Origin of the sequence: Kurthia senegalensis (assembly GCF_000285595.1) — a bacterium.
Lineage (GTDB): Bacteria > Bacillota > Bacilli > Bacillales_A > Planococcaceae > Kurthia > Kurthia senegalensis.
Map to the genome: position 1 here is coordinate 446,846 of NZ_HE611064.1, position 25,803 is coordinate 472,648.

At 39.2% G+C, this 25,803-nt stretch carries 19 protein-coding genes and 2 pseudogenes; all 21 read right to left on the reverse strand.

The genetic code is table 11. From position 1 onward, the window contains the following. Positions 1 to 53: 53 nt before the first annotated feature. Entirely contained in the window at positions 54 to 1,721 is a 1,668-nt protein-coding gene (locus KSHG_RS02565; RefSeq protein ID WP_010301372.1) for a ribonuclease J, read from the reverse strand. 200 nt (positions 1,722 to 1,921) lie between these two features. Next, positions 1,922 to 2,827 (reverse strand): 4-hydroxy-tetrahydrodipicolinate synthase, encoded by a 906-nt coding sequence (dapA, locus tag KSHG_RS02570; protein WP_010301374.1) that lies wholly within the window; start codon positions 2,825 to 2,827, stop codon positions 1,922 to 1,924. 20 nt (positions 2,828 to 2,847) lie between these two features. Then, positions 2,848 to 3,888: an aspartate-semialdehyde dehydrogenase gene (locus KSHG_RS02575; RefSeq protein ID WP_010301377.1), complete on the reverse strand. Its 1,041-nt coding sequence runs from the start codon at positions 3,886 to 3,888 to the stop codon at positions 2,848 to 2,850. Between the two features lie 182 nt (positions 3,889 to 4,070). Beyond that, the gene (locus KSHG_RS02580; RefSeq protein ID WP_010301379.1) at positions 4,071 to 5,288 is read right to left on the reverse strand and encodes a M16 family metallopeptidase; all 1,218 of its coding nucleotides are present in this window, start codon (positions 5,286 to 5,288) and stop codon (positions 4,071 to 4,073) included. A 111-nt stretch (positions 5,289 to 5,399) separates the two neighbouring features. After that, positions 5,400 to 7,529, reverse strand: a complete 2,130-nt coding sequence (gene pnp / locus KSHG_RS02585; protein WP_010301382.1) for a polyribonucleotide nucleotidyltransferase — start codon at positions 7,527 to 7,529, stop codon at positions 5,400 to 5,402. Between the two features lie 176 nt (positions 7,530 to 7,705). After that, entirely contained in the window at positions 7,706 to 7,975 is a 270-nt protein-coding gene (rpsO, locus tag KSHG_RS02590) for a 30S ribosomal protein S15 (RefSeq protein WP_010286308.1), read from the reverse strand. 139 nt (positions 7,976 to 8,114) lie between these two features. After that, positions 8,115 to 9,059 (reverse strand): bifunctional riboflavin kinase/FAD synthetase, encoded by a 945-nt coding sequence (locus KSHG_RS02595; protein ID WP_010301385.1) that lies wholly within the window; start codon positions 9,057 to 9,059, stop codon positions 8,115 to 8,117. 25 nt (positions 9,060 to 9,084) lie between these two features. Further along, positions 9,085 to 10,002 (reverse strand): tRNA pseudouridine(55) synthase TruB, encoded by a 918-nt coding sequence (gene truB, locus KSHG_RS02600; protein WP_026022488.1) that lies wholly within the window; start codon positions 10,000 to 10,002, stop codon positions 9,085 to 9,087. 126 nt (positions 10,003 to 10,128) lie between these two features. Then, a complete protein-coding gene (gene rbfA / locus KSHG_RS02605; RefSeq protein ID WP_010301391.1) occupies positions 10,129 to 10,485 on the reverse strand; it encodes a 30S ribosome-binding factor RbfA in 357 nt (118 codons plus the stop codon). Positions 10,486 to 10,506: 21 nt separating this feature from the next. After that, the gene (locus tag KSHG_RS02610) at positions 10,507 to 10,785 is read right to left on the reverse strand and encodes a DUF503 domain-containing protein (RefSeq protein WP_010301395.1); all 279 of its coding nucleotides are present in this window, start codon (positions 10,783 to 10,785) and stop codon (positions 10,507 to 10,509) included. Continuing rightward, positions 10,785 to 12,749: a translation initiation factor IF-2 gene (gene infB / locus KSHG_RS02615; protein WP_010301398.1), complete on the reverse strand. Its 1,965-nt coding sequence runs from the start codon at positions 12,747 to 12,749 to the stop codon at positions 10,785 to 10,787. Before infB ends, KSHG_RS02610 begins: the two co-directional genes overlap by 1 nt. A 157-nt stretch (positions 12,750 to 12,906) precedes the next feature. Next, a complete protein-coding gene (locus tag KSHG_RS02620; protein WP_010301401.1) occupies positions 12,907 to 13,221 on the reverse strand; it encodes a YlxQ family RNA-binding protein in 315 nt (104 codons plus the stop codon). A gap of 1 nt (position 13,222) precedes the next feature. Continuing rightward, positions 13,223 to 13,495: an RNase P modulator RnpM gene (gene rnpM, locus KSHG_RS02625; RefSeq protein WP_010301405.1), complete on the reverse strand. Its 273-nt coding sequence runs from the start codon at positions 13,493 to 13,495 to the stop codon at positions 13,223 to 13,225. 28 nt (positions 13,496 to 13,523) lie between these two features. Beyond that, positions 13,524 to 14,659, reverse strand: a pseudogene (nusA, locus tag KSHG_RS15955) (transcription termination factor NusA). A gap of 21 nt (positions 14,660 to 14,680) precedes the next feature. Next, positions 14,681 to 15,169: a ribosome maturation factor RimP gene (gene rimP / locus KSHG_RS02635; protein WP_010301413.1), complete on the reverse strand. Its 489-nt coding sequence runs from the start codon at positions 15,167 to 15,169 to the stop codon at positions 14,681 to 14,683. Between the two features lie 134 nt (positions 15,170 to 15,303). Beyond that, entirely contained in the window at positions 15,304 to 19,638 is a 4,335-nt protein-coding gene (locus KSHG_RS02640; protein ID WP_010301417.1) for a PolC-type DNA polymerase III, read from the reverse strand. Between the two features lie 114 nt (positions 19,639 to 19,752). After that, positions 19,753 to 21,462 carry a proline--tRNA ligase gene (locus KSHG_RS02645; protein WP_010301421.1) on the reverse strand — a complete coding sequence of 570 codons (1,710 nt, stop codon included), beginning with the start codon at positions 21,460 to 21,462 and terminating at the stop codon, positions 19,753 to 19,755. 111 nt (positions 21,463 to 21,573) lie between these two features. Then, positions 21,574 to 22,833, reverse strand: coding sequence for an RIP metalloprotease RseP (gene rseP / locus KSHG_RS02650; RefSeq protein ID WP_010301424.1), 1,260 nt, complete (start codon positions 22,831 to 22,833; stop codon positions 21,574 to 21,576). Between the two features lie 88 nt (positions 22,834 to 22,921). Next, positions 22,922 to 24,068, reverse strand: a pseudogene (dxr, locus tag KSHG_RS15960) (1-deoxy-D-xylulose-5-phosphate reductoisomerase). A 12-nt stretch (positions 24,069 to 24,080) separates the two neighbouring features. After that, positions 24,081 to 24,875: a phosphatidate cytidylyltransferase gene (locus tag KSHG_RS02660; RefSeq protein ID WP_010301426.1), complete on the reverse strand. Its 795-nt coding sequence runs from the start codon at positions 24,873 to 24,875 to the stop codon at positions 24,081 to 24,083. A gap of 3 nt (positions 24,876 to 24,878) precedes the next feature. Further along, a complete protein-coding gene (locus KSHG_RS02665; RefSeq protein WP_010301429.1) occupies positions 24,879 to 25,664 on the reverse strand; it encodes an isoprenyl transferase in 786 nt (261 codons plus the stop codon). Between the last annotated feature and the right edge of the window lie 139 nt (positions 25,665 to 25,803).

The window sequence follows — 25,803 nt, forward strand, 5'->3', positions numbered from 1 at the left end:
AAAACGAAAAAAAGGATTTCCTAGTAAAACTAGGAAATCCTTCTTCTAATTGATTAGTATTCCATAATGATTGGGATAATCATTGGACGACGTTTTGTTTGTTGATATAAATAACCGTTCAATGTATCACGAATTTCTTGCTTGATGCTCGTCCATTCGTAAGAACCTTTTGATACGTATTTTTCAACGACGCCACGAACAAGTTTCGCAGATTCATCCATTAAATCTTCTGATTCACGTACGTATACGAAACCACGTGATAAAATTTCAGGACCTGATGCGATTTTTTTCGATTTGCGGTTAATCGTTACGACTACGATGAAAATACCATCTTGTGATAATAATTTACGGTCACGTAATACGATATTCCCTACGTCACCGACACCGATACCATCAATTAAAACGTTCCCAGCCGTTACACGACCAGCCATACGCATTTTACCATTTTTATATTCCACAATATCCCCTTTATCCGCGATAAAGATTTGAGATTTTTGCATACCGATATCTTGCGCTAATTTAGAGTGCGTAATTAACATACGGTATTCCCCTTGAATTGGGATAAAGAATTTAGGTTGCATTAAGTTCAACATTAATTTTAAATCTTCTTGTGCGCCGTGACCTGAAACGTGAACTTTCTTATCAGCTGAAAATACTGTTGCACCTAGTTTCGCTAATTCGTTCATCGTATCTGCCATTTGCACTTCCATTCCTGGTGAAGGCGTGAATGTAATTAATACTGTATCGTTGTCTTTAATACGTAAATCGCGGTGGTGTTTACGGATAATTTTTTCTAATCCTTCAAGTGGTTCACCTTGATTACCTGTAATAATTGCGACGATTTCGTTATCATCATAATCTGCCATTTTATTCACTGGGATGACTTGTTCTGGATCAATTTCTAAGTACCCTAAACGCATACCTACTTCAAAAATAGTTTCCAAGCTACGACCAACAATGGCAATTTTACGGCCTGATGCGATTGCTTGATCGAATACTTGTTGAATACGTGCGAAGTTAGATGCATATAACGCAACTAAAATACGACCTTCAGCACGGTGGAACGTTTTTTCTAGACGTGCTTTTACGACGTTTTCAGAAATTGTATAGCCTTCTGTTTCAGATCCTGTTGAATCTGACATTAAGATGAATACGCCTTCTTCACCGAGTGCAGCCATTTTTGAAATGTCCGGACGGTATTTACCTTGTGCAGATTGATCAAATTTGAATTCACCTGTGTGAACAATCGCACCTTCCGACGTATGGAACACGATTCCTAGTGAATCTGGAATACTATGTGTTGTGTGGAAGAATGTTACGTATGTTGTTTTGAAGTTCATACGACTTTTGTTCGTTACTTCAAAGAATTTCACTTGGTGCGGAGCAGGTGTTTCTTTTAAATGCTCTTTCGCTAGTGCAATTGTTAAACGAGAACCGTAGACAGGTGCATTTACTTTATTTAATAAGTATGCAACTGAACCGATTGCATCTTCGTGACCGTGCGTTAAGAAAATCCCTTTCACACGATCTTTGTTTTCGATTAAATAGGCCATATCTGGAATAACATAATCGACACCTAGCATTTCGTCCTCTGGAAACATTAATCCACTATCTACTACGAAAATATCGTCATCAATTTCGACAACGTACATCGCTTTACCGATTTCACTCACGCCACCTAGTGGGATAACGCGAATCGTTTCATTTTTAACTTTTGCCACTTCTTTTCCTCCTAAATATATATCCCGTACAGCAACCACTTACCCTCATTATAAGTGTTTAACCAATATTACACAATTAAAAAAAGCGTATTTATGCGAAGCATTCTGATTCCTGAAAAAATGTAATTGTTTATAAAACCGACGATCTCTTACGTATGAAAAAAAGAACCGCCTACAGCGATTCTTTTTGTAAAATAAATTTATTCTACGGTAGCAAATGTTTTTTGTTGTTCAAAGTACGCATCCCATACTACATCAAATTGTTGTTTCTCTTCGTCTGTTAACGATACGATTGGCAAACGAACATTTTCATTACATAAACCTAATTTTGAAAGAGCATATTTTACTGGTGCTGGACTCGGTTGAGCGAACAACGCGCGAATAAGCGGCAGTAGTGCTTGATGAATTTTTGCCGCTTCCGTATGACGCCCTTCTTTAAATAATGTAATCATTTTTTGCATATCGTCCCCGACAACATGTGCCGCCACAGAAATAACACCGTGTCCGCCGACTGCTAAAAGTGGTAACGTAATGCCATCATCTCCGCTATACACTTTAAAGTCATCCGATGTTGAAGCAAGAATTTCTGTCATTTGATCTAAGTTACCACTCGCTTCTTTTACGATTTGGATATTTGGAATTTGCGCTAATTTCGCAACAGTTTGAGGTTCGATATTAATGCCTGTACGACCCGGAATATTGTACAGCATAACCGGTACAGTAACAGACTGCGCAATATCTTCAAAGTGTGCATAAATACCACGTTGATTCGGTTTATTGTAATACGGTGCTACGAGCATGACGCCGTCTACACCTGCAACTTCTGCTTTTTGTGCCATAATTTTCGAGTAGTACGTTTCGTTATCCCCTACGCCGGCAATAACCGGTACACGACCATTGACGCGATCTACTGTATATTTTAAAACATCTAGTTTTTCTTCTGTTGATAACGTTGGTACTTCCCCTGTCGTACCTAACACGACAATCGTATCTGTTCCAGTCGCAATTAAATGTTCAATCATCCCTGCTAAATGTTTATAATCTACCATTGCCCCATCTTTCGTAAACGGTGTGACCATTGCTGTTCCAATATTACCTAAATCCATCCTGTCCATCTCCCTAATTTTTATAGTAAGCCATCTTCGAGCATCGCTTCTGCAATTTGTACAGAATTCAATGCGGCACCTTTTAATAAATTATCTGATACGACCCATAAATGGAACCCTCGATCATTGTTCAAATCTTTTCGGATACGACCGACAAATGTTTCACCTTTGCCTTCCGCTTCTAATGGTGTTGGATATTCTTGATTCGTTGGATCATCTTGCAAGATGACGCCTGGCGCATTTTTTAACACTTCTTGAATGTCTGCGACAGTAAGACCTGATTGTGCAACTTCGATAAAGACAGATTCTGAATGCCCTGATACGACCGGAACACGTACACAAGTAGCTGCGACTGATAAATCAGGCGCATGCATAATCTTTTTCGTTTCATTAATCATTTTCATTTCTTCATATGTGAATCCATTGTCTGTAAACACATCAATTTGCGGTAAAACGTTACGAGCAATCGGGAAATGGCGTTTATCTCCTTTAACCGGTAAAATATTCGCCTCTACTTCTTTCCCTTTTTCCCATTGTATGCTTTGTTGATGCAGTTCTTCTACAGCATTTACACCAGAGCCTGATACGGCTTGATACGTCGACACGATGACATTTTCTAATCCATACGCACGGCGAATCGGTTCGAGTGCGACCATCATTTGAATCGTTGAACAATTCGGATTCGCAATAATCCCTTTATGTGTTTGAATGTCTGCACGATTCACTTCTGGTACGACAAGTGGTACTTCTGGATCCATGCGGTATGCTGATGTGTTATCAATTACGACAGCTCCACGCTTTGCTGCTTCTTTTGCAAGTGCAAGCGAAACGGAACCTCCTGCTGAAAATAAAGCAACATCTACTTCTTCGAACGCTTCAGGTGTTGCTTCTTCAATGACATAGGTAACCCCATTGAATGATAACTCCTTGCCAGCAGAACGCTTAGATGCAAGCAACTTTAACTTTCCAACTGGAAACTTTCGCTTAGAAAGTTGCTCCATCATCTTCGTTCCTACGGCACCTGTAGCACCGACTACTGCTACTGTTAATTGTTTCGTCATCATTCATCTCTCCCTATATTTAAAACTATAATTTGCGTAATTGTAACATACTAACACATAATTGTGTATAATAATTCGACTATTTTGTATATTACGTCATTTTAAGAGCGGATTCCCTCTCGTTCTAGTCGGATTTTCGAATAAAAAAGAGCTTGCTTAAAAAAGCAAACTCTTTGCATTTTTTATTTTCCACTCACGATGACTGATTTAGCATGTGGTTTTGAAAGGACACGTTCAATGACGCGCGCAACACTTTGTTCTGTCACGGCGTGTAATTCTTCTAAAGAACGTTCAATGCTACGATGCTCTCCGTACGTAAATTCATTTCGTGCATTACGATTCATATAATCAAAGCTCGTTTCTAATCCTAAAATTAGTCCGCTCTCTAACTGTACTTTTGCACGTTGAATTTCTTCTGCGGTCACACCGTGTTCAATCACTTCTTTGACAACGTCTAAAATCGTTTGTTCCATTTTCGGAAGTTGCTTCATAGAAGTGCCACCATAAATCATCCATGCGCCTACATCTTCATACGATGAATAATACGAATATACGCTATACGCTAAGGCGTTTTCTTCACGTACTTTTTGGAATAAACGAGAAGACATAGAATCTCCGACGATGTTATTTAAAACGATTAAACTCAACATATCTGGATCCTTAATAGCAAAGCCTTCAAAACCGATTGCCAAATGCGCTTGTTCAATTGGCATTTGGCGACTTACCGCATTCGCATGGAATGCTGGTTTTTCATGTTGCACACGAGGACGACCTTCATTCGTAAATTGATTGAATGCTTTCTCTACGTAGTCGACGAATGCTTCATCAATATTCCCAGCTAATGAAATCACGACTTCGTCCGGTGTATAGTTTTTAGCGATAAACGCTTCGATTTTTTCTTTCGTAAACGTTTGAAGCGTTTGTTCCGTCCCTAAAATAGGTGCTGCCATACGAGAGCCTTCAAACATCGTTTGCCATAAACGTTCGTCGACATTATCTTCTGGATCGTCTTCGCTCATTGCGATTTCTTCTAAGATGACTTGACGTTCTTTTTCAATATCTTCTGCACGGAAAGCTGAATGGAAAAACAAATCGCTTAATAAATCGACCGTTTTTTTCGCTTCATAATCTAAACTTACCGCATAGTAGCACGTTTGATCTTTAGATGTAAAAGCATTCGTTTGTGCACCTAAGCGGTCAAACTCTTCTGCGATTTGTTTAGATGTACGTGTTGCTGTTCCTTTGAACAACATATGCTCAATAAAATGCGTTAAGCCATTTTCTTCTGGCTTTTCATAACGTGAGCCGACATTTACAAAAATACCGACAGCAATAGAGCGCATATGGGGCATTGGTCCATAAACGATTCGCAAACCGTTCGGGCATACTCTTTTTTTCATTTTTTCGATCTCCTTTTCACTTCTTCGACCACTATAGCATACGCGAGCGTAAAAAAACTTCCAAAGAACTTTTTTCGCTCTTTGAAAGTTTTTAAACAACTAGCCATACGATTATTTTGCTACTTGTTGGGCTGCTTCTCTTTCTTCAACGAGTACGACACGACGTGATAAGTTCACACGATGTTTCGCATCTACTTCGATACATTTCACTTTTAATTCATCTCCAACTTTCAACACATCTTCTACGTTGTCTGTGCGTTCTTCTTGGATTTCTGAAATATGAAGTAATCCATCTTTTCCTGGGAAAACTTCTAAAAAGGCACCGAATTTTTCAATACGTTTAACTTTACCGATAAAGTATTCGCCAACTTGCGCTTCACGTACGATGGCTTCAATCATTTTACGAGCTTCTTCAATCATCGGTTGTTCAATAGATGAAATAAAAATCGTTCCATCTTGATGCGTATCAATTTTTACGCCTGTCGCATCGATAATTTTATTAATTTGTTTACCGCCCGGTCCGATTACATCACGAACTTTTTCAGGTTTAATTTGCATTTTCTCGATTTTCGGTGCATACGTTCCGACTTGCTCACGTGGCGCGCTTAACGTGTTTAACATTGATTCTAAAATAATCATACGTCCACGTTTCGCTTGTGCTAATGCTTCTTCTAAAATTGCACGATTAATACCGTCGATTTTAATATCCATTTGAAGTGCCGTAACACCTTTTGCTGTACCTGCCACTTTGAAGTCCATATCACCAAGGTGATCTTCCATTCCTTGAATGTCTGTTAAAACCGAATAGTTATCACCTTTTTTCACAAGACCCATCGCAATACCTGCAACTGGTGCTTTCAATGGTACACCCGCATCCATCATGGCAAGACAAGAACCGCAAATAGACGCTTGAGAAGTCGAACCATTTGACTCAAGCACTTCAGACACACAACGAATTGTGTAAGGGAAATCTTCTTTATCTGGAAGAACAGCTAATAAAGCGCGTTCACCTAATGCTCCGTGACCGATTTCACGACGACCTGGACCTCTTAATGGACCGACATCTCCGACTGAGAATTGTGGAAAGTTATAATGGTGCATGAAGCGTTTACTTTCCTCTACGCCTAAACCGTCAATAATTTGTACTTCTGACAATGAACCGAGTGTACAAACTGAAAGGACTTGCGTTTGACCACGTGTGAATAAACCTGAACCGTGTGCACGAGGTAATAAACCGACTTCTGATGAAAGAGGACGAATTTCGTCTAATTGACGTCCGTCTGGGCGGATTTTCTCGTCTGTAATTAAACGACGCACTTCTGTTTTCACCATATGATCTAATATGCCGTGTACTTGTTTCAATTGTTCTTCTGCATCTTCCGCATCACCAATTTTTTCTTCGTATACAGCTAGCACTTCTGCTTTTACCGCTTCAATCGCTTCATCACGTGCATGTTTCTCATACGTTTGAATAGCGGCTACCATTTGTGCTTCGTATTGCTGTGTAATTTCGCATGCGACCGTCTCATCTAACTCATGTAATGTAACGTCCATTTTTTCTTTTCCACATTCCGCCGCGATCATTTCTTGGAAGGCAATCACTTTTTTTATTTCTTCATGTCCGAATAAAATCGCTTCAAGCATCGTTTCTTCTGGTACTTCAAGCGCGCCAGCTTCCACCATGTTAATCGCATCTTTCGTTCCTGCGACCGTTAATTGAATCGTCGAATATTTTTCTTGTTCAACTGTTGGATTCACGACAAATTCACCATTGATCATTCCGACTTGAACACCTGCAATCGGACCACCGAATGGAATGTCTGATACCATTAATGCTAAAGAAGAACCGAGCATCGCTGCCATTTCAGATGAACAATCTGGATCTGCTGACATGACCATTGAAATGACTTGTACTTCGTTTCGGAAGCCATCAGGGAATAAAGGACGGATTGGACGATCGATTAAACGAGAAGTTAAAATTGCTTTTTCTGACGAGCGTCCTTCACGTTTAATAAAGCCACCTGGAATTTTTCCTGCAGCATACATTTTCTCTTCATAGTTCACCGTTAATGGGAAGAAATCAGTTTGTTTCGCCTTTTTAGACGCTGTCGCATTGCTTAGAACAGCTGTTTCTCCGTAACGTACCATGACAGCACCGTTTGCTTGTTTGGCTAATTGGCCAACTTCAATTTGAAGCGGGCGACCAGCCCATTCATAGGTATACACCTTTTTTTCGCTCATCGTAAAATGAACTCCCTTCTGCCATTCAATTGTTATGAATTTATGTTTTCGTAATACATTATTTTATCAAAGCCACATCGTTTTTAATACTCGAAACGAAGGATTTTATGAATTCTTATCTATTTTAAGACATAAAAAAAGCGGGGCAAGCCCGCTTTTTATTGCTGAATTAAATTCTAGCGACGTAAACCTAATTTTTGAATAGTTTCGCGGTAACGAGTTACGTCGTTTTCGCGAAGATATTTTAATAAGTTACGACGACGACCTACCATTTTGAATAAGCCACGACGAGAGTGGTGGTCTTTTTTGTGTGTACGTAAGTGATCGTTTAATAAGTTAATTTCTGCAGTTAATACAGCGATTTGTACTTCTGGAGATCCAGTATCACTTTCGTGTGTGCGGAATTCCGCGATAATTTCGTTTTTACGTTCTTTTGTTAGAGCCATTGCTCTACACCTCCTGAGAATTATAAGTATCCCCGTTTACTGAGTTCATCGTTGGAGAATCGATTGACCAAGTTACGGTTCTTATGTGATTTAAATCACTTTTAAAATCTTATCATATTCTATAGTTTGAATCAACTAATTACTTTAAGAAAAAGGCTTTACATTGCTGTTGGTCCGCTGTCAATTGTGCAATCAAACCGTCAACACCGTCAAATTTCTTCTCATCACGAATACGTTTATACCAGTCTACGACAACTTCTTCTCCGTAAATATTATTTTCAAATTCAAAAATATTTACTTCAATCGTCAATTGTTTTTCATCTGGATTTTTAAATGTCGGTTTGTAGCCAATATTACACATACCTTCATACCATTCATCTTGGACACGAATTTTTACAACGTACACACCATTTGCCGGGATAAATGTTCCTTCTGGCACTTGAATATTCGCTGTTGGGAACCCAATTTGACGTCCACGTTTATCACCATGAACGACAACGCCTGGCGTTTGATAAGGGCGTCCTAATAGTGATTGAACTTCTTCCATATCGCCTTCTTTTAAAAGACCTCGAATACGTGTTGAACTCACTTTATCATCTCCATCTTCTAATTTTTCTACGACTTGTACAGAAACCGATGAACCACATAACACTTGCATAACGTCCATCGTACCAGAGCCTCGACTACCAAATGTATAGTCGAATCCAGCTGTCACATGCTTGACGTTCAAATTTTTTATGAACAATTCATAAAATTTTTCTGGACTAAGCTTCGCAAAATCAGATGTAAAACGAACGACAAATAAAGTGTCCACTCCTAACTGTTCTAAAATTTCTACTTTTTGTTGAAGCGGTGTAATGTAAAAGATCGGATCTTTACGTCCACCGAGTACGAGAGATGGATGTGGATCGAATGTCATGACAGCCAATTTCGTATTCGTTCGGTCTGCTACCTCTTTTGCTGCTTGAATTACTTTTTGGTGTCCTCTATGTACCCCGTCAAAAAAACCAAGCGCAAGTGAATAAGGTCCATCCACTTCTTCAGGATGAATTTGGTGTGGGTACATCAATTGTATAACTTCCATCTCATTGCCTCCCTAATTCTTTATGTTATCTTTCAACTACTTTTGGGAATATTTTTTCTGGTTTCATTAAACCTTCTTTTGTCGGATGCTTCACATAAACAGCGACAGCTTTTCCACCATTCGTAAACACCATTTTATCTGCTTCTACAAGAAGCGGATGTACAGGGAATACGAGACCATTTTGGAAGTGAACTGCATGTTCCGGTGGCACTTCCTCGCATGGATATTCATTTAGAGCCGATTCGATTGGGCGAATAATCTCATCGATCGTCCCATCCTCCATATACGCTTTCAACTGTTCGAGCGTGACACAATTATCTTTCGTATACGTGCCTGAAACGGTACGCGTTAACTGTTCCATATGTGCAGGATAGCCTAAAATATCTCCAATTTGAACAGCGAGCGTACGAATATACGTCCCCTTACCACAACGAATGCGGACTTTAAACGCCACCGTTTCACCTTCAAATACGTCTTGTTCTTCTATTAAATCAATTGCATAAATCATCACTTCGCGGCTCGGACGTTCTACGGTTTTCCCAGCACGTGCATACTCATATAAACGACGACCATTTACTTTAACAGCGGAATACATAGGAGGCGTTTGTGTAATACGTCCCGTCAATTGCTCAAAAATAGCGAGTAGCTGTTTTTTCGTAAATGACTTAAATGTCGTATCTTCTAAAACCGTTTCGCCTTCTGCATCTTCTGTCGTCGTAGAACGGCCGACTGAAATAACCGCTTCATACGTTTTTCCTGAATCGGTAATGTACTCAGCAATACGTGTCGCATTTCCTAAACAAATTGGTAGTACACCATTCACACTTGGATCTAACGTTCCTGTATGCCCTACTTTTTTCATTTTTAAAATATTGCGGACTTTGAAAACACAGTCATGTGAAGTCATACCGCGTTCTTTCCACAATGGTAAAATTCCATGCATCATAAAAAGTTCTCCTTTTATCTACTATTCTTATTAAGAATATCTTTTTATAGAAGGGTTTTCAACAAAAAGGTAAAGGAAAAAGGATTGCCTAATATCATATTAGACAATCCTTTCATTTTATCCTTAGTAATCTTTTTCAGACTCATGTAAATTACGTAATAATTGATCAATCTTATTACCGTATTCTGCTGAAGCATCAAATTGGAACAGAAGCTCTGGTGTAATGCGTAAACGAATACGTTTCGCAATTTCAGAACGAATAAAGCCTTTTGCTTTTTCAAGTCCTTTTAATGTTTCTTTCTTTTCATACTCTGTACCAAGACTCGTAATGTAAACTGTTGCGATTTGTAAATCACCTGTTACATCAACGTCTGTTACAGTAATGAAACCTACACGAGGATCTTTAAGTTTACGTCCGATAATGTCGCCAAGCTCTTTTTTCATTTGCTCAGCAACGCGGTTTGCGCGTACTTGTGACATATCAGCTTTCACCTCTTCATTTTATAAATAATCTATGAATTCCTTCGTGCATTCCCACTCCGGATTCGTTTGTAAAAATTCGATAGCTCGGTCCAACTCTTTTTTTGCTGCCTTCGTAGAAGAAGCAACTACAACGAGTGCTAGCGTCGTTCTTTGCCATAAATCTTGATGTTCGATTTCAGCAATCGAAACATTGTAGCGCTGTTTCGCACGCATCGTCATGCGTTGTAAAACAGCACGCTTTTCTTTTAATGAATGTACCTCAGGAATAAAAAATTCACATTCGGCATAAGCAATCATTAGCGTTTGATTTCTTCCATTACGAATGCTTCGATTTCATCACCAACTTGAATGTCATTGAAGTTTTCGATTGTGAAACCACATTCATAACCTTTCGCTACTTCTTTTGCGTCATCTTTGAAACGTTTTAATGAAGATAATTCACCTTCGAAAATAACGATTGAATCACGGATTAAACGAACGCCTGCGTCACGAACAAGTTTCCCTTCTGTTACGTAACCACCTGCGATTGTTCCAACTTTAGAAACTTTGAATGTTTCACGTACTTCGGCACTACCGATTACTTTTTCTTCGAATTCAGGATCAAGCATACCTTTCATCGCTTGTTCGATTTCTTCGATTACTTTGTAAATAATACGGTGTAAACGAATATCTACGCCTTCTTCTTCAGCAGCACGTTTTGCGTTGCTATCAGGACGTACGTTGAAACCGATTACGATAGCATTTGATGCAGCTGCTAACGCGATATCTGATTCAGTGATTGCACCAGCGCCCGTGTGAATAATTTTCACGTTTACGCCTTCTACTTCAATTTTCATAAGTGATGCAGCCATTGCTTCAACTGTACCTTGAACATCGGCTTTAACGATTAAGTTTAACTCTTTCATCTCGCCTTGTTTCATTTGTTCGAATAAGTTATCAAGTGTAACGCGAGTACCTTCATTACGGTGTTCTTGGATAGCTAATGTTTGACGAGCTTCCCCAACTTGACGCGCACGTTTCTCATCATCGAATACGACGAATAAGTCACCAGCTTGTGGTACTTCATTTAAACCAGTAATTTCGACTGGCGTTGAAGGACCTGCTACTTTAACACGACGACCAAGATCATTCACCATCGCACGAACACGACCGAATGTATTACCGACAACGATTGGGTCGCCGACATTTAATGTACCGTTTTGAACTAATAGTGTTGCAACAGAACCACGACCTTTATCAAGTTGTGCTTCGATTACTGTACCCATAGCTAAACGTTTTGGATTTGCTTTTAATTCACCAACTTCAGAAACTAAAAGAATCATTTCTAACAGTTGGTCGATCCCGTCACCCTTAAGTGCTGAAATTGAAACGAAGATTGTATCGCCGCCCCAAGCTTCAGGAACTAAACCGTGTTCTGTTAATTCTTGCATCACGCGGTCTGGGTTTGCTGACGGTTTATCCATTTTGTTTACTGCAACGATAATTGGAACATCTGCAGCTTTCGCATGGTTAATTGCTTCAACTGTTTGTGGCATAACACCATCATCAGCTGCAACGACTAAAATTGTTAAATCAGTGATTTTCGCACCACGTGCACGCATTGTTGTGAACGCTGCATGTCCTGGTGTATCAAGGAATGTAATTTTTTTGTCGTTTACTTTTACTTGGTAAGCACCGATATGTTGTGTAATACCGCCTGCTTCTCCAGCCGTTACTTTTGTGTTACGGATAGAGTCAAGTAAAGTTGTTTTACCGTGATCGACGTGACCCATAATTGTAACAACCGGTGGGCGTTCTTCAATGTTTTCTGGGTGCTCTTCTTCATCTTCAAAGTAAGTACTTAAGTCTGTACGGTCAATACGAATTTCTTCTTCTACTTCTACACCGTAATCTGTACAAATTAATTCAATTGCATCTTTATCTAAAACGTTATTGATTGTTGCCATAACGCCTAGCATGAATAATTTTTTAATGATTTCAGATGGTTCACGACCTAATTTTTTAGCTAGCTCGCCCACTGTAAGTGTTTCGTAGAAAGTAATTTTTTCTGGTAATTCTTTTTTCACTGGTGGTGGAGGTGTTGGACGGTTTTTACGACGTTGACCGCCGTGAATACCTGGACGACGACGTTGGTTGTTACGTCCGCCTTGTTGGCCTGGACGTCCGCCTTGTTGGCCCGGACGGCCTCCGCCACGGTTGTTATTACGAGAATTACTATTATTAGATGAAGTTGAAGTTGATTTAGATGAGTTATTATTCATACGTACTTCCTTACTTGTTATTTAATTTTGTCTTTTTACGATGAAAAGTGTTTTTCGCCATCCCTTTCATCGTAGGACGAGTTCCTGGCTGTCCTTTCGGCTGTATAAATGATGGCCTTTCAAGTGGTCAACACCAGTATCTCATTCGCTAGACAACTTACGCTAACTCGTTGAAGTACTGCGATAGCTTTTTAGCAAAGCCGTTATCCATAATTGCTAGAGATACACGCGATTCACGACCTGTCGCATGTCCTAATTGTTCACGCGAACCAAAAGTGTAAATCGGAACGTTATAAAACGCACATTTATCATGCATTTTTTTTGTCGTATTTTGAGAAGCATCGTTTGAAACAATAACGAGTTTCGCTTTGTTCGTTCGCACTTCTTTTACCACTTGTTCTTCGCCTGAGACGATTTGTCTTGCACTAGCAGCAATTCCTAATAAATTAAAAATGGCCTGTTCTGTTGTCATTTTAAGATTCCTTTCGAATAACTGCGAGTAAGTCTTCGTAAATATTCTCTGGAATATTTACTTCAAGTTGATGTTTTAAAACGTTTTTACGTTTCGCTTCAGCTACCGCATGTTCAGTTTTTGAAACGTACGCGCCACGTCCTGATTTCTTACCGGTTTCATCGACCGAAACTTCGCCCTCTTTTGAGCGAACGATTCGAATCATTTCTTTTTTCGGATGCATTTCGCCTGTAGCGATACAACGGCGTAATGGCACTTTTCGATTCGTTGGCATGTTGTTCACCTTCCCATCGTACGGACGATTATTCTTCGCCGTCTTGGTATAAGTCGATTTGCTCTTCTTCAACTAATGCGTCTACGTCTTCAACAGGTACGAATGTAGAGTTTTCGTTAGGGTAAATACCTAATTCACGTGCATCTGTTTCAGATTTGATATCGATTTTCCAACCAGTTAATTTAGCTGCTAAACGTGCATTTTGACCACGTTTACCGATTGCTAATGATAATTGGTAATCTGGGACAATAACCGTTGTAGATTTTTCTTCTTCGTTCACTTGTACGTCTAATACTTTAGATGGGCTTAACGCATTCGCAACGAATACGACTGGATCTTCTGACCATTCAACGATGTCAATTTTTTCACCGTTTAATTCGTTTACGATTGTTTGTACACGTGCACCTTTAGCACCGACACAAGCGCCGACTGGATCGACTTCTTCGTTATGAGCAACGACAGAAATTTTAGAACGGTCGCCCGCTTCACGAGAAATTGATTTAATTTCAACTGTACCTTCAAAAATTTCAGGTACTTCTAATTCGAATAAACGACGTAGTAAACCTGGGTGTGTACGTGATACGTATACTTGTGGTCCGCGGTTCGCGCGTTCTACTTTCGTAATATACACTTTAATACGTTCATGTGGTGCATATACTTCACCTTGAATTTGTTCGTTTTGAGGAAGAACAGCTTCAATTTTACCGATACCTACATAAATGTTACGTTCGTCCATACGTTCAACGACACCGTTAATAATATCGTCCGCGCGGTCTACGTACTCTTCGTAAATTAGGCCACGTTCTGCTTCACGGAAACGTTGTGTAACGATTTGTTTCGCAGTTGTCGCAGCGATACGTCCGAAGTCACGAGGAGCTTCTTCTGTTTCAACGATATCACCTAATTCGTAAGAACCATTGATTTCTTTTGCATCTTCTAAAGAAATTTGTAAGCGTTCATCTTCTACGATCCCTACAACATCTTTACGAGAGTATAAACGCATTGTTCCTTTATCTAAATTTAAATCAACGCGTACATTACCTGCTTGATCGTAGTTTTTTTGTAAGCATTAATTAATGCTGCTTCGATTGCGTCTACGATAATTTCACGTGAAATCCCTTTTTGTTCTAATGCTTTTAAGGCACCTACTAATTCCTTGCTCATGTTATTTTTCACTCCTGATATTTAAAATTCTTTATGTTTTGAAAAATCGATTGCAAGACGAGCGCTTGCAATTTTTTCTTTCGGAAGAAGAACTTTTACTTTTCTAGTTTTAATTAGCATATCGACTTCAGCACCTTCATCTGTGTACGATTTTAAGTAGCCTTCGAATGCTTTCATACCGTTAATTGCTTCATATGTTTTTACATGAACGTATTGGCCGATTGCTTTAATGTAATCCGCTTCCTTTTTCAGTGGACGTTCTGCTCCTGGTGAAGATACTTCAAGGAAATAATTTTGCGAAATCGGATCTGTTTCATCTAATTTTTCACTAAGTTTTTCACTTACTTGGGCACATTGATCGATATCGATATTCCCTTCAGGAGTGTCAACATAGACGCGTAAAAACCAATCGCGTCCTTCTTTCACAAATTCCACATCGACAAGTTCTAAGTTCAATCCCTCTACGATAGGTGCTGCGAGCTGTTCAATTTCAGACGTAACTTTACTCATACTCTCCTCCTGACTAGCTTTTGTTGCGGACAAACAGAAAAGAGCAGGAATACCCTACTCTTTTGCCGTAGTTCTATCAACAAATAATTACTTAAATCCTATCATATCTATTGTTACATTGCAACTAGAGCCTGCTAGAACAACGATAATTGATTTGCTTCAGGCAAACCTTCTAAGCATCCAAGACGATCCATATACTCAATTAACGTCTTCGATACACGCCCACGAATTTGTAAATCTTCTTTTGATAAAAACTCACCTTGCTGACGCGCTTTTACGATCGTTTCCGCTACACTATTCCCTAAACCTGGAATCGCATTGAAAGGCGGAATCAGGCTTTGACCATCAATGACGAATTCAGTTGCTTTCGAACGATATAAATCAACTTTTTGGAAATGCATACCACGTTCACACATTTCAAGGGATAATTCCAATACCGTTAATAAGCTTTTCTCTTTCACAGAAGCATCTAATCCTTTATCGGTTATTTCTTTCATTTGTGCTTTGATCATTTCAGGTCCATTAACCATCGCGATTAAATCAAAATCAGATGCACGTACAGAGAAATATGCACAATAATAAATAATTGGTAGGTGTACTTTAAAATACGCGATTCGGATTGCCATTAATACGTAAGCAGCCGCATGCGCTTTCGGGAACATGTATTTAATTTTCTTACATGATTCGATATACCATTTCGGTACATTTTCAGCGACCATTGCCGCCTCCATTTCTTCCGTTAAACCTTTCCCTTTACGTACATGCTCCATAATTTTAAAAGCAAGTGACGGTTCGAGTCCTTGATAAATCAAGTACACCATAATATCATCACGACAGCCAATTACTTCAGATAATACACACGTACCGTTTTCGATTAAGTCACTTGCGTTCCCTAACCATACGTCGGTTCCGTGAGATAGACCTGAAATTTGGACAAGTTCTGAGAAAGTAGATGGTTTTGTTTCTTCTAACATACCACGTACGAATTTCGTCCCGAACTCTGGAATACCAAGCGTACCCGTCTTACATAAAATTTGTTCACTCGTTACGCCAAGAACTTCCGTTCCGGTGAAAATTTTCATTACTTCTGGATCATCCGGTGGAATCGTTTTCGGATCGATACCTGATAAATCTTGTAACATACGAATAACAGTCGGATCATCATGTCCTAGAATATCCATTTTCAAAATATTATCGTGAATCGAGTGGAAATCAAAGTGCGTCGTGCGCCATTCTGCATTTTGATCATCTGCTGGATATTGAATCGGTGAGAAATCAAAAATATCCATATAGTTTGGAACGATAATAATACCACCTGGATGTTGCCCTGTCGTACGTTTAACACCTGTACAACCTTGAACGAGACGGTCCACTTCAGCACCGCGGAAATTAATGTTATGATCTTGCCCATATCCTTTAACGTATCCGTAAGCTGTTTTCTCTGCAACCGTACCAATCGTACCTGCTCGGAACGCATAATCTTCACCGAATAAAATTTTCGTGTAATTATGCGCTTGTGGTTGGTATTCACCTGAGAAGTTTAAATCAATATCAGGTACTTTATCCCCTTTAAAACCTAAGAACGTTTCAAATGGAATATCATGTCCATCTTTTAAGTAAGGCGTTCCACAATGTGGGCAATCTTTGTTCGGTAAGTCAAAGCCCGATGCAACAGAACCATCTTCGAAAAACTCTGAGGCCTTACAATTTGGACAAACATAATGTGGTGGTAACGCATTTACCTCGGTAATTTCCATAAATGTCGCAACGAGAGAAGAACCGACGGAACCACGTGAACCAACTAAATAACCATCTGATAATGATTTTTTTACGAGTTTCGCAGAAATTAAATAAATAACACCGAAACCGTGTCCTAAAATGGATTTCAATTCTTTTTCAATTCGTTTTTCAACAATTTCAGGAAGTTCATCTCCGTAAATTTGATGCGCCATTTCATACGTACGACGCGTTACTTCTTCATCAGAACCTTCAATTTTCGGTGTGTATAAATCATCTTTTAACGGAATAACTTTATCGATTGCATTCGCAAGTGCTTGTGCGTTATCTACGACGATTTGTTTTGCTAAATCGTCCCCTAAAAAGGCAAACTCATCGAGCATCTCATTCGTCGTGCGGAAGTGACTTTCCGGCAATTCACTTCGGTTCAATGGATTAGCCCCACCTTGCGAACGAATTAAAATTTTACGGAAAATCGCATCTTCTTCGTGAAGATAGTGAACATTCCCTGTCGCGATAACTGGCTTATCTAACTTCTTACCAATTTTAATAACTTTACGAATAATATCTTCCATATTCCATTCATCTTTAATTAGTTCACGTTCGATTAACGGTTTATAAACGCCTTTAGGATGCACTTCTAAGTAATCGTAAAACTTCGCTACTTCTTCCGCTTCATCCATTGATTTCTGCATCACTGCTGTGAAAAATTCACCTTGTGAACAACCTGAACCAACGAGTAAACCTTCACGATATTTTTGTAGAGAAGAACGTTTAATACGTGGCATACGATAATACGTTTGCGTATGGGCTTCTGTTACGAGTTTAAATAAATTTTTCAAGCCATCTTGCGTTTGTGCCAAAATCGTACAGTGTGTTGGACGTGCACGTTTATACGCATCCCCGCCACCTACATGTGTATTAAAATCATCATGGAATAAAATATTTTTTTCTTTCGTTGCTTCTTTTAATAAATGAAGCAATAAATAACCTGTCGCTTCCGTATCATAAATGGCACGGTGATGTTGCGTTAAATCGATATTGAATTTTTTACATAGCGTATTCAAACGGTGATTTTTCATCGTTGGATATAGTAAACGCGCTAACTCTAACGTATCGATGACCGGGTGATTGAAACAATCAATGTCCGCTTTTTTATACGCTTCGTATAAGAAACCGATATCAAAAGAGGCGTTATGTGCAACGACAATGCCATCGCCAATAAACTCATGGAATTTCGTAATCATTTCTTCCACTTCTGGCGCTGTTCGTACCATATCATCTGTAATGCCCGTCAATTCAATCGTCGTAGCAGATAACGGATGGTGTGGATTCGAGAAGCTTTCGAACGTATCAACCACTTCCCCATCCACAATTTTCACAGCTGCTAACTCGATAATCGTATCGTACGCAGCGGATAACCCCGTCGTTTCCACGTCAAAAACGACAAATGTTGCGTGTTCTAATTCTATATGTTGTGGTTCATAAGCAATCGGTACGCCGTCATCGACTAAGTTGGCTTCTACACCAAAGATTACTTTAATGCCATTTTTTTCACCAGCATTAAAAGCGTCCGGGAATCCTTGTACGCCACCGTGATCGGTAATCGCAACGGCTGAATGGCCCCATTTTGCCGCTTGTTTCACGAGCGTACTCGCCGGTGTTACGGCGTCCATTTGGCTCATAGATGAATGCATATGGAACTCAACACGTTTTTCGCCTTCTGGTGCTGTATCTTTACGAATTTGCGGACGAATTTCTTGCATATCTTGTGCCATCATTACTAAATCGCGAACGAACGTATCATTTTGGATAGAACCTCTTGCACGTACCCACATGCCTTGCGTTGCTTTTTGCATAATAGCAACGTCTTCTTTATCACGTGAGAACATTTTCACTAAAATAGAGTCCGTATAGTCACTTACTTTCATCGTTAATAATGAACGACCACTTCGTAACTCTTTCACTTCCACATCAAAAACAAAGCCTTCAATCGTAATACGACGTTCTTCATCTTGGATTTGTTGAATTTCTACAATTGGCTCATCGGCTTTCATATGAATACCGAGTTGGAATGGGCGGTCGTCTTGTACGTCGCCACCGCCATTTGCACGTTCTTCTTCTCGTTTTTGCATATCTTCAACTGCTTGCTTCGCAAATTGTTGTTCCTCAATCGCTCTCTTTTCGAGGAATTTCTTTTGTTCTTCCGCTAACTCATCCGTTGCATCGCAAAGTGAGAATCCTACTGGCATCATCGGGAAACCGTAATATTGATAATTCCGTCCAATTTTTTCGACATATTTATGTTTATACGTTTCCAGTTCAAATTCACGCTTACACGTTAACGACAATTGTTGACCGTTCCACGTCGGCATTTGCTCTGCTAAACCTTGGCGCAGCGGCGGAGAAATTTCATCTAAGTCTTGTACGACAGCTAACCAATAGTCTTGTACGAGTTGCTCTGTTATTTCTGGTGCAGTCGTTTGCCACTCCAATTGTACTTGCGCAATATTTGCGAACGCTTTTTCTACGTTCATTTTAAAAATTTGAGATACTTTGTACGGTAAAATTTGTGGTGTTTGCAATGCAAAGCGCCATAATCTATTTTGTTTGTGCACCGTCATTCTCGTCATTTCAGCCGCTTCAAAAAACGGCATGTATACGTCATCTGTCAAACCGATTTGTTGTAATAAAATTTGAAATCTTTGTTTTGCTTCATGTCCAGTTGACATCGTTGCACCTACTTTCTTCAATCCATTCATTTCTTATTGTACGTGAAAATGCGTGTCGACACAAAAAAAGTAGACAATGTCTTTTCGACTTTGTCTACTTCTTAAAGAGCATCCTTATTTAGATGTCATAAATAAGTTGTTCAAACGATCTACTAATTCTTCTTTTGCCCATTCGAATGTTTCGCCTGTAAGACGAACTTTTACTTCAACTAAGCCTTCAGCTGCTTTTTTACCAACTGTTACACGTACTGGGAAACCGATTAAATCAGAATCAGCGAATTTAACGCCCGCACGTTCTTTACGATCATCGTGAAGTACTTTATAGCGGTAAGAAGTTAATAATTTATAAAGATCTTCTGATAATTCATTTTGTGCATCATCTTTCGTATTCACTGTAATTAAGTGAATGTCGTAAGGTGTTACTTGTTGTGGCCATGTGAAGCCATAAGAATCTTGGTATTGCTCAGCAACGGCTGCCATTACACGTGATACGCCGATTCCGTAACAACCCATGATGAATGGTTGGTTACGACCGTTTTCATCTAAGAACATTGCGTTCATAGATTCAGAGTATTTCGTACCTAATTTGAATACGTGACCTACTTCAATACCTTCAGCAAATTTAATTGTACCTTGACCGTCTGGAGAAGGATCGCCTACTTGAATGAAACGAATATCTTCATACGCATCAATTGCGAAGTCGCGACCTGGGTTCACACCAGTGAAATGGAAACCATCTTCATTTGCACCTGCTACACCATTACGTACTGATTTAATGGCATGGTCCGCAATTACTTTAACACCTACTGGTAATTTAATTGGACCTAGAGAACCTACGTGGCTTCCTAGTAATTCAAAAATTTCAGCGTCTTCTGCTAACTCAACTGTTTCTGCTTCTAACGCATGTTTTAATTTAATATCATTTACTTCGTGGTCTCCACGAGCAAGGACAACAACTAATTCTTCATCTACTTTAAATACCATTGTTTTAATGATATTTTCAGCAGGTGTTTCTAAAAATGCTGCAACGTCTTCGATTGATTTTTGATTTGGTGTTGCTACTTTTTCAACTTCAACCATATCTGTTTCTGGCGCTGTGTATTCCACTTTCACTTCAGCCATTTCAATATTCGCTGCGTAATCTGATGAATCTGAATAAGCAATTGTATCTTCACCAATTTCAGAAAGAACCATGAATTCGTGCGTATCTTTACCACCAATTGAACCTGAATCTGCAATAACCGCACGGAAGTTTAAGCCTAGACGTGTGAAAATATTTTTGTATGCTTGCACCATATCTTCATACGTTGCATCTAAGCTTTCTTGCGTTGCATGGAATGAATATGCATCTTTCATGATGAATTCGCGACCACGTAATAAACCGAAGCGAGGGCGTTTTTCATCACGGAATTTCGTTTGAATTTGATACAATGTTAACGGTAATTTTTTGTATGATTTAATATCATCACGTACGAGTGCTGTAATCACTTCTTCATGCGTAGGACCTAATGCGAAATCACGGTTATGGCGATCTTTCAAGCGCATTAATTCCGGACCGTAATGTTCCCAACGACCAGACTCTTGCCATAATTCAGCTTGTTGTAGTGCAGGAAGTAATATTTCGTTCCCACCAATAGCATCCATTTCTTCACGAACGATTTGTTCAATGTTTGCAAGAACTTTTTTACCTAATGGTAAATATGAATAAACGCCTGATGTACTTTGACGAATATAACCTGCACGAAGTAATAACTGATGTGATTTTACGTCCGCATCAGCAGGAACTTCACGCAAAGTTGGAATAAATGTTTTAGTTTGTTTCATTGGTAACCTCACCTTTGATTTTGATTGTTTTTATTATACTAAAATACGTGCGATTTGTTACGTTTTTCAGAAAGAAAAGTTCATTTGCACGAAGCAAATGAACTTTCTTAACTAAAAGAAGAAGCGTTGAATATCGTTCCATGTAACTGCAATCATTAAGATCATCAAGCATGCAAAGCCGACAAATGTAATCGCACCTTCTTTATTTTTATCAAGTGGTTTCCCTCTTACAAGCTCATATAAGAACAAAGCAAGTCGTCCACCATCAAGAGCTGGGAATGGCAATAAATTCATAATCCCTAAGTTAACACTTAGCGCTGCTGCCCAACTCATTAATGTAATAAAACCATACTGTGCAACTTCAGACGTTGCTTCGTAAATCCCTACTGGTCCTGATAGTGCATCTAATGTAAAACCACCTGTAATAAGTACGACGAGGATTTTCACAATTTGTACGAGCCATGACCACGTTTGTTCAAAACCATAAGGAATTGATTTCAAAATATCTTTTTCGTACGTATTCGCATATTGAATGCCGATTTGACCGACTTTTTGTTTATTTACGGTCGCTTCTTTCGGTGTCACTTTAAGCGTTTCAAGTTGACCGTCACGTTTTACTTGAACGGTCATTTCTTTTCCAGCGTTTTGTTGAATAACAGCTGAAAAATCTTGGAATACTTCGACTTTCTCGTCATTTACTTTCGTAATAACATCGCCTTTTTCAAAACCGGCTGTTTGTGCCGGGCTATCTTTTACGACGTCCGCAATGATCGGTTCATTCGTCGGAATTCCTTGAACTGCACCAATAATGACGAAGAAAATAATCGCTAAAATAAAGTTAAACAACGGACCTGCGAAAATAGTCATCGCACGTTTTCCTAATGACTGAGCATTAAATGTTCGGTCATACGGAGCTATTTGCGTTTCTTGTCCGTTTTCCTCCACGATACAATTACGTGCAACATTGTATCGAATCAATTGTTCATCTTCATCGTATCCTTCAATCCAAAGTTCTTTTTCCAGTTCCGCTTTTTCTACTTCTAAAAAGAGCATGTCCGGCAATTGCTTGTTTTGGTTTAAGACGAGTCGATTTACTTCATCTTCTTCATTTAATGTGAAGCCGATACGATATCCCGGTTGTAATTCCACCTTATCGATGTCGTCTCCCGCCATACGAACGTAACCACCCATCGGTAGCAAGCGAACCGTATATAACGTTTCTCCCCGTGTAATTCCAAATAGCTTCGGTCCAAAACCGATAGCAAACTCACGGACCATAATGCCTGAGCGCTTCGCAAATATAAAATGCCCAAGCTCATGGAAAAATACGATTGTTCCAAATACAAATATAAATGCAATAGCTGATTGCATAAAATCCCACCTTCATCTAAATGGACCTGTTTAATTCTTCATCGAGTGTTCAGTTGATTCCATGCAAAGGGCATGTGATCTATACGTGTTATTTTATCATGCCTTCGACTATTTTTCTCGTTTCTTTATCGACTGATAAAATCGTTTCTAAATCTGGTTTTTGAATATTGTTATGTGATTGCATTACGCGTTCAATTAAATCTTCAATTTGTAAAAATGTAATTTTTTCTTGTAAAAAGGCACTTACTGCTGCTTCATTCGCCGCATTCATCGCCGTTAAAATCGTACCGCCCGTGCGACCTGCTTCATAAGCAAACCCCAGGCAACGGAAACGATCAAAATCTACATTTTCAAAATGAAGTTGACCAATTTTAGCTAAATCTAAACGTTCAGCTGTTGAACGTGGTAGGCGTTCTGGATAGCTCAGTGCGTATTGAATCGGTGTACGCATATCTGCTGTTCCAAGTTGTGCCATCACACTTGAATCATGATATTCGACCATTGAATGAATAATGGATTCACGGTGAATTAAAACATCAATTTTGTCATACGGCATATCGTAAAGTACAGCTGCTTCAATGACTTCTAACCCTTTATTCATAAGTGTCGCTGAATCAATTGTAATTTTTGCACCCATTGACCAGTTCGGATGATTTAACGCTTCACGAACCGTTACGCCTTCTAGTTCTTCACGTTTTTTATCTCGGAAGCTACCGCCAGAAGCCGTTAAAATAAGACGGTCAATAGATTGACGATTTTCGCCATTCATTGATTGCCAAAGTGCAGAATGTTCACTGTCGACAGGTAAAATAGGCGCGCCGTATTTCGCAGCTTCCGCCATCACAAGATGCCCCGCTGTTACGAGTGTTTCTTTGTTCGCAATAGCAATTGCTTTTTTTCTGACGAATTGCCGCTAATGTCGATTCTAAACCGATACTTCCTAATACAGCATTCAATAATACCGTTGAATCACTATATGTAGCAACATCAACAAGCCCTTTTGCACCGAATGTAAAGTCAACTTTTGGGAACATCTTCGCTAACTGAAGCGCATCTTCCTCACGTTGAACAGATACTAATTTTGGCGTAAACGCGCGAATGATTTCGGTTGTTTTTTCTATATTTTTGCCGGCTGCAAGTGCTGCAATTTGAAATTCCTCCGGATGATCTTTGACGATATCGAGTGTTTGTTGACCAATAGAGCCAGTAGCACCTAATAAGCTAATCGATTTCATGTAAATGATCCCCTATCCAATAAAATGTAAAAAATGTAATAATGGCAATACGAAAAGAAGGCTATCAAAACGATCTAAAATACCACCGTGTCCAGGTAAAATTTTACCCGAATCTTTTACGCCATAGTGACGTTTAATTGCCGATTCTACTAAGTCACCTAATTGACCGACAACCGATGCAATGACTGCAACGATTAATAAAATAGCCCAACTAACATCTAAGTCAACAATCCATTGGAAAACAACCGTTGCAATGACTGCAATCACGATTCCTCCAACAAAACCTTCAACTGTTTTTTTTGGTGAAATTTCTGGCCATAATTTATGTTTCCCGAGTTTGCGCCCTATGAAGTAAGCACCTGAATCCGTCGTCCATACAATCACAAGTGCGAAGACAATGTAAACGATGCCTGCATCACGTGTTTGCATAAAGTAGAAAAATCCTACGCCGACATAAAAGACAGATGCGATTAAAAATCCTACATCATCAAACGTAAATTTGTTCTTTTTCAATACGACATAAATTAATAATAATGCAACTAATATCATGAGCCACTCTAATTTCGAATAACTCGTTGCTTGCTCAACAGCTGTACTCCATTGTTCCGGCATTAACATCGTAAATAGAGCGAGGAGCCCTAAAATTCCCGGAACTGAAAAAAGTGACAGATTGCGCATTTTGAGCATTTCAAAAAAACCGATTGCTGCAATTACATAAATAAGGACTGCTAATGGAACCCCACCATAAATGACGAATGGTACGAATAGCAGTGCAGCAATTACGGCTGTAATAATACGCGTTTTCACAATTTATTCCCCTTTCAATCCACCATATCGGCGATTGCGTGATTGATAACTTTCGATTGCTTGGAGTAAGTCATCTTCTTTAAATTCTGGCCAATGAACATCTGTAAACCAAAATTCACTATAAGCAAGTTGCCATAGTAAGAAGTTGCTTAAACGTAATTCTCCACTCGTACGAATAAGTAAATCTGGATCCGGTAAAGTCGCTGTCATCATCCTTGAAGAAATCGTTTCTTCTGTAATATCATCTAAGTTTAACGTTCCATTTTGAACTTGATGTGCGATTTCTTTTACAGATAATAATAGCTCTCTACGCCCACCATAATTTAAAGCGAAATTTAATACCATACCGGTATTTACGGCTGTTTGATTAATTGCATTTTGAACCGCTCTCTGCGTATGATCTGGTAATCCATCCATTTCGCCAATCATTTGAACTTTAATATTCAGCTCCATTAATTCAGGCAAGAATGAATTTAAAAATTCTTCTGGCAAGCGCATTAATAAATCAACTTCGAGCGCGGGTCTTTTCCAGTTCTCTGTTGAGAAGGCATACAAAGTTAAAGCACCAACGCCAATTTTATTCGCACAACGCGTAATCGTACGAATATTTTTCATTCCTTCACGATGTCCTGCTGCACGAGGAAGAGCACGTTTTTTTGCCCAGCGTCCGTTTCCATCCATAATAATAGCAATATGATTCGGTACACTTTCTTTTCGTACATCGGCCATACGATTTTCAAGACTGACGTTCTTGTTATCTGATTTTTTCCATCCGAGTTTCTCTAACATTTAAAATCCTCCACTAACTTGCATATCGGAACGTATACTTCATCTATCATATCAAAAATAGTAATTCATTTCCTCTATATCACTAAAAATCACTAAAAAAGACGTCCCTCTTTGTTACAAGGACGTCTTTTTTATAGAG

Coding starts and splice junctions, on each gene's coding strand:
- rpsO (WP_010286308.1), bottom strand. CDS start 7,975: ATGGCTCTAACAAAAGAACGTAAAAACGAAATTATCGCGGAATTCCGC.
- KSHG_RS02580 (WP_010301379.1), bottom strand. CDS start 5,288: ATGAAAAAAAGAGTATGCCCGAACGGTTTGCGAATCGTTTATGGACCA.
- rbfA (WP_010301391.1), bottom strand. CDS start 10,485: ATGTCACAAGTACGCGCAAACCGCGTTGCTGAGCAAATGAAAAAAGAG.
- rnpM (WP_010301405.1), bottom strand. CDS start 13,495: ATGCCAACGAATCGAAAAGTGCCATTACGCCGTTGTATCGCTACAGGC.
- KSHG_RS02640 (WP_010301417.1), bottom strand. CDS start 19,638: ATGTCAACTGGACATGAAGCAAAACAAAGATTTCAAATTTTATTACAA.
- KSHG_RS02620 (WP_010301401.1), bottom strand. CDS start 13,221: ATGACAACAGAACAGGCCATTTTTAATTTATTAGGAATTGCTGCTAGT.
- KSHG_RS02665 (WP_010301429.1), bottom strand. CDS start 25,664: ATGTTAGAGAAACTCGGATGGAAAAAATCAGATAACAAGAACGTCAGT.
- KSHG_RS02575 (WP_010301377.1), bottom strand. CDS start 3,888: ATGACGAAACAATTAACAGTAGCAGTAGTCGGTGCTACAGGTGCCGTA.
- dapA (WP_010301374.1), bottom strand. CDS start 2,827: ATGGATTTAGGTAATATTGGAACAGCAATGGTCACACCGTTTACGAAA.
- infB (WP_010301398.1), bottom strand. CDS start 12,749: ATGAATAATAACTCATCTAAATCAACTTCAACTTCATCTAATAATAGT.
- truB (WP_026022488.1), bottom strand. CDS start 10,002: ATGCATGGAATTTTACCATTGTGGAAAGAACGCGGTATGACTTCACAT.
- KSHG_RS02645 (WP_010301421.1), bottom strand. CDS start 21,462: ATGAAACAAACTAAAACATTTATTCCAACTTTGCGTGAAGTTCCTGCT.
- rseP (WP_010301424.1), bottom strand. CDS start 22,833: ATGCAATCAGCTATTGCATTTATATTTGTATTTGGAACAATCGTATTT.
- KSHG_RS02610 (WP_010301395.1), bottom strand. CDS start 10,785: ATGATTGCTTATGCCGAATGTGAATTTTTTATTCCTGAGGTACATTCA.
- KSHG_RS02595 (WP_010301385.1), bottom strand. CDS start 9,059: ATGGAAGTTATACAATTGATGTACCCACACCAAATTCATCCTGAAGAA.
- pnp (WP_010301382.1), bottom strand. CDS start 7,529: ATGAGCGAAAAAAAGGTGTATACCTATGAATGGGCTGGTCGCCCGCTT.
- rimP (WP_010301413.1), bottom strand. CDS start 15,169: ATGAGTAAAGTTACGTCTGAAATTGAACAGCTCGCAGCACCTATCGTA.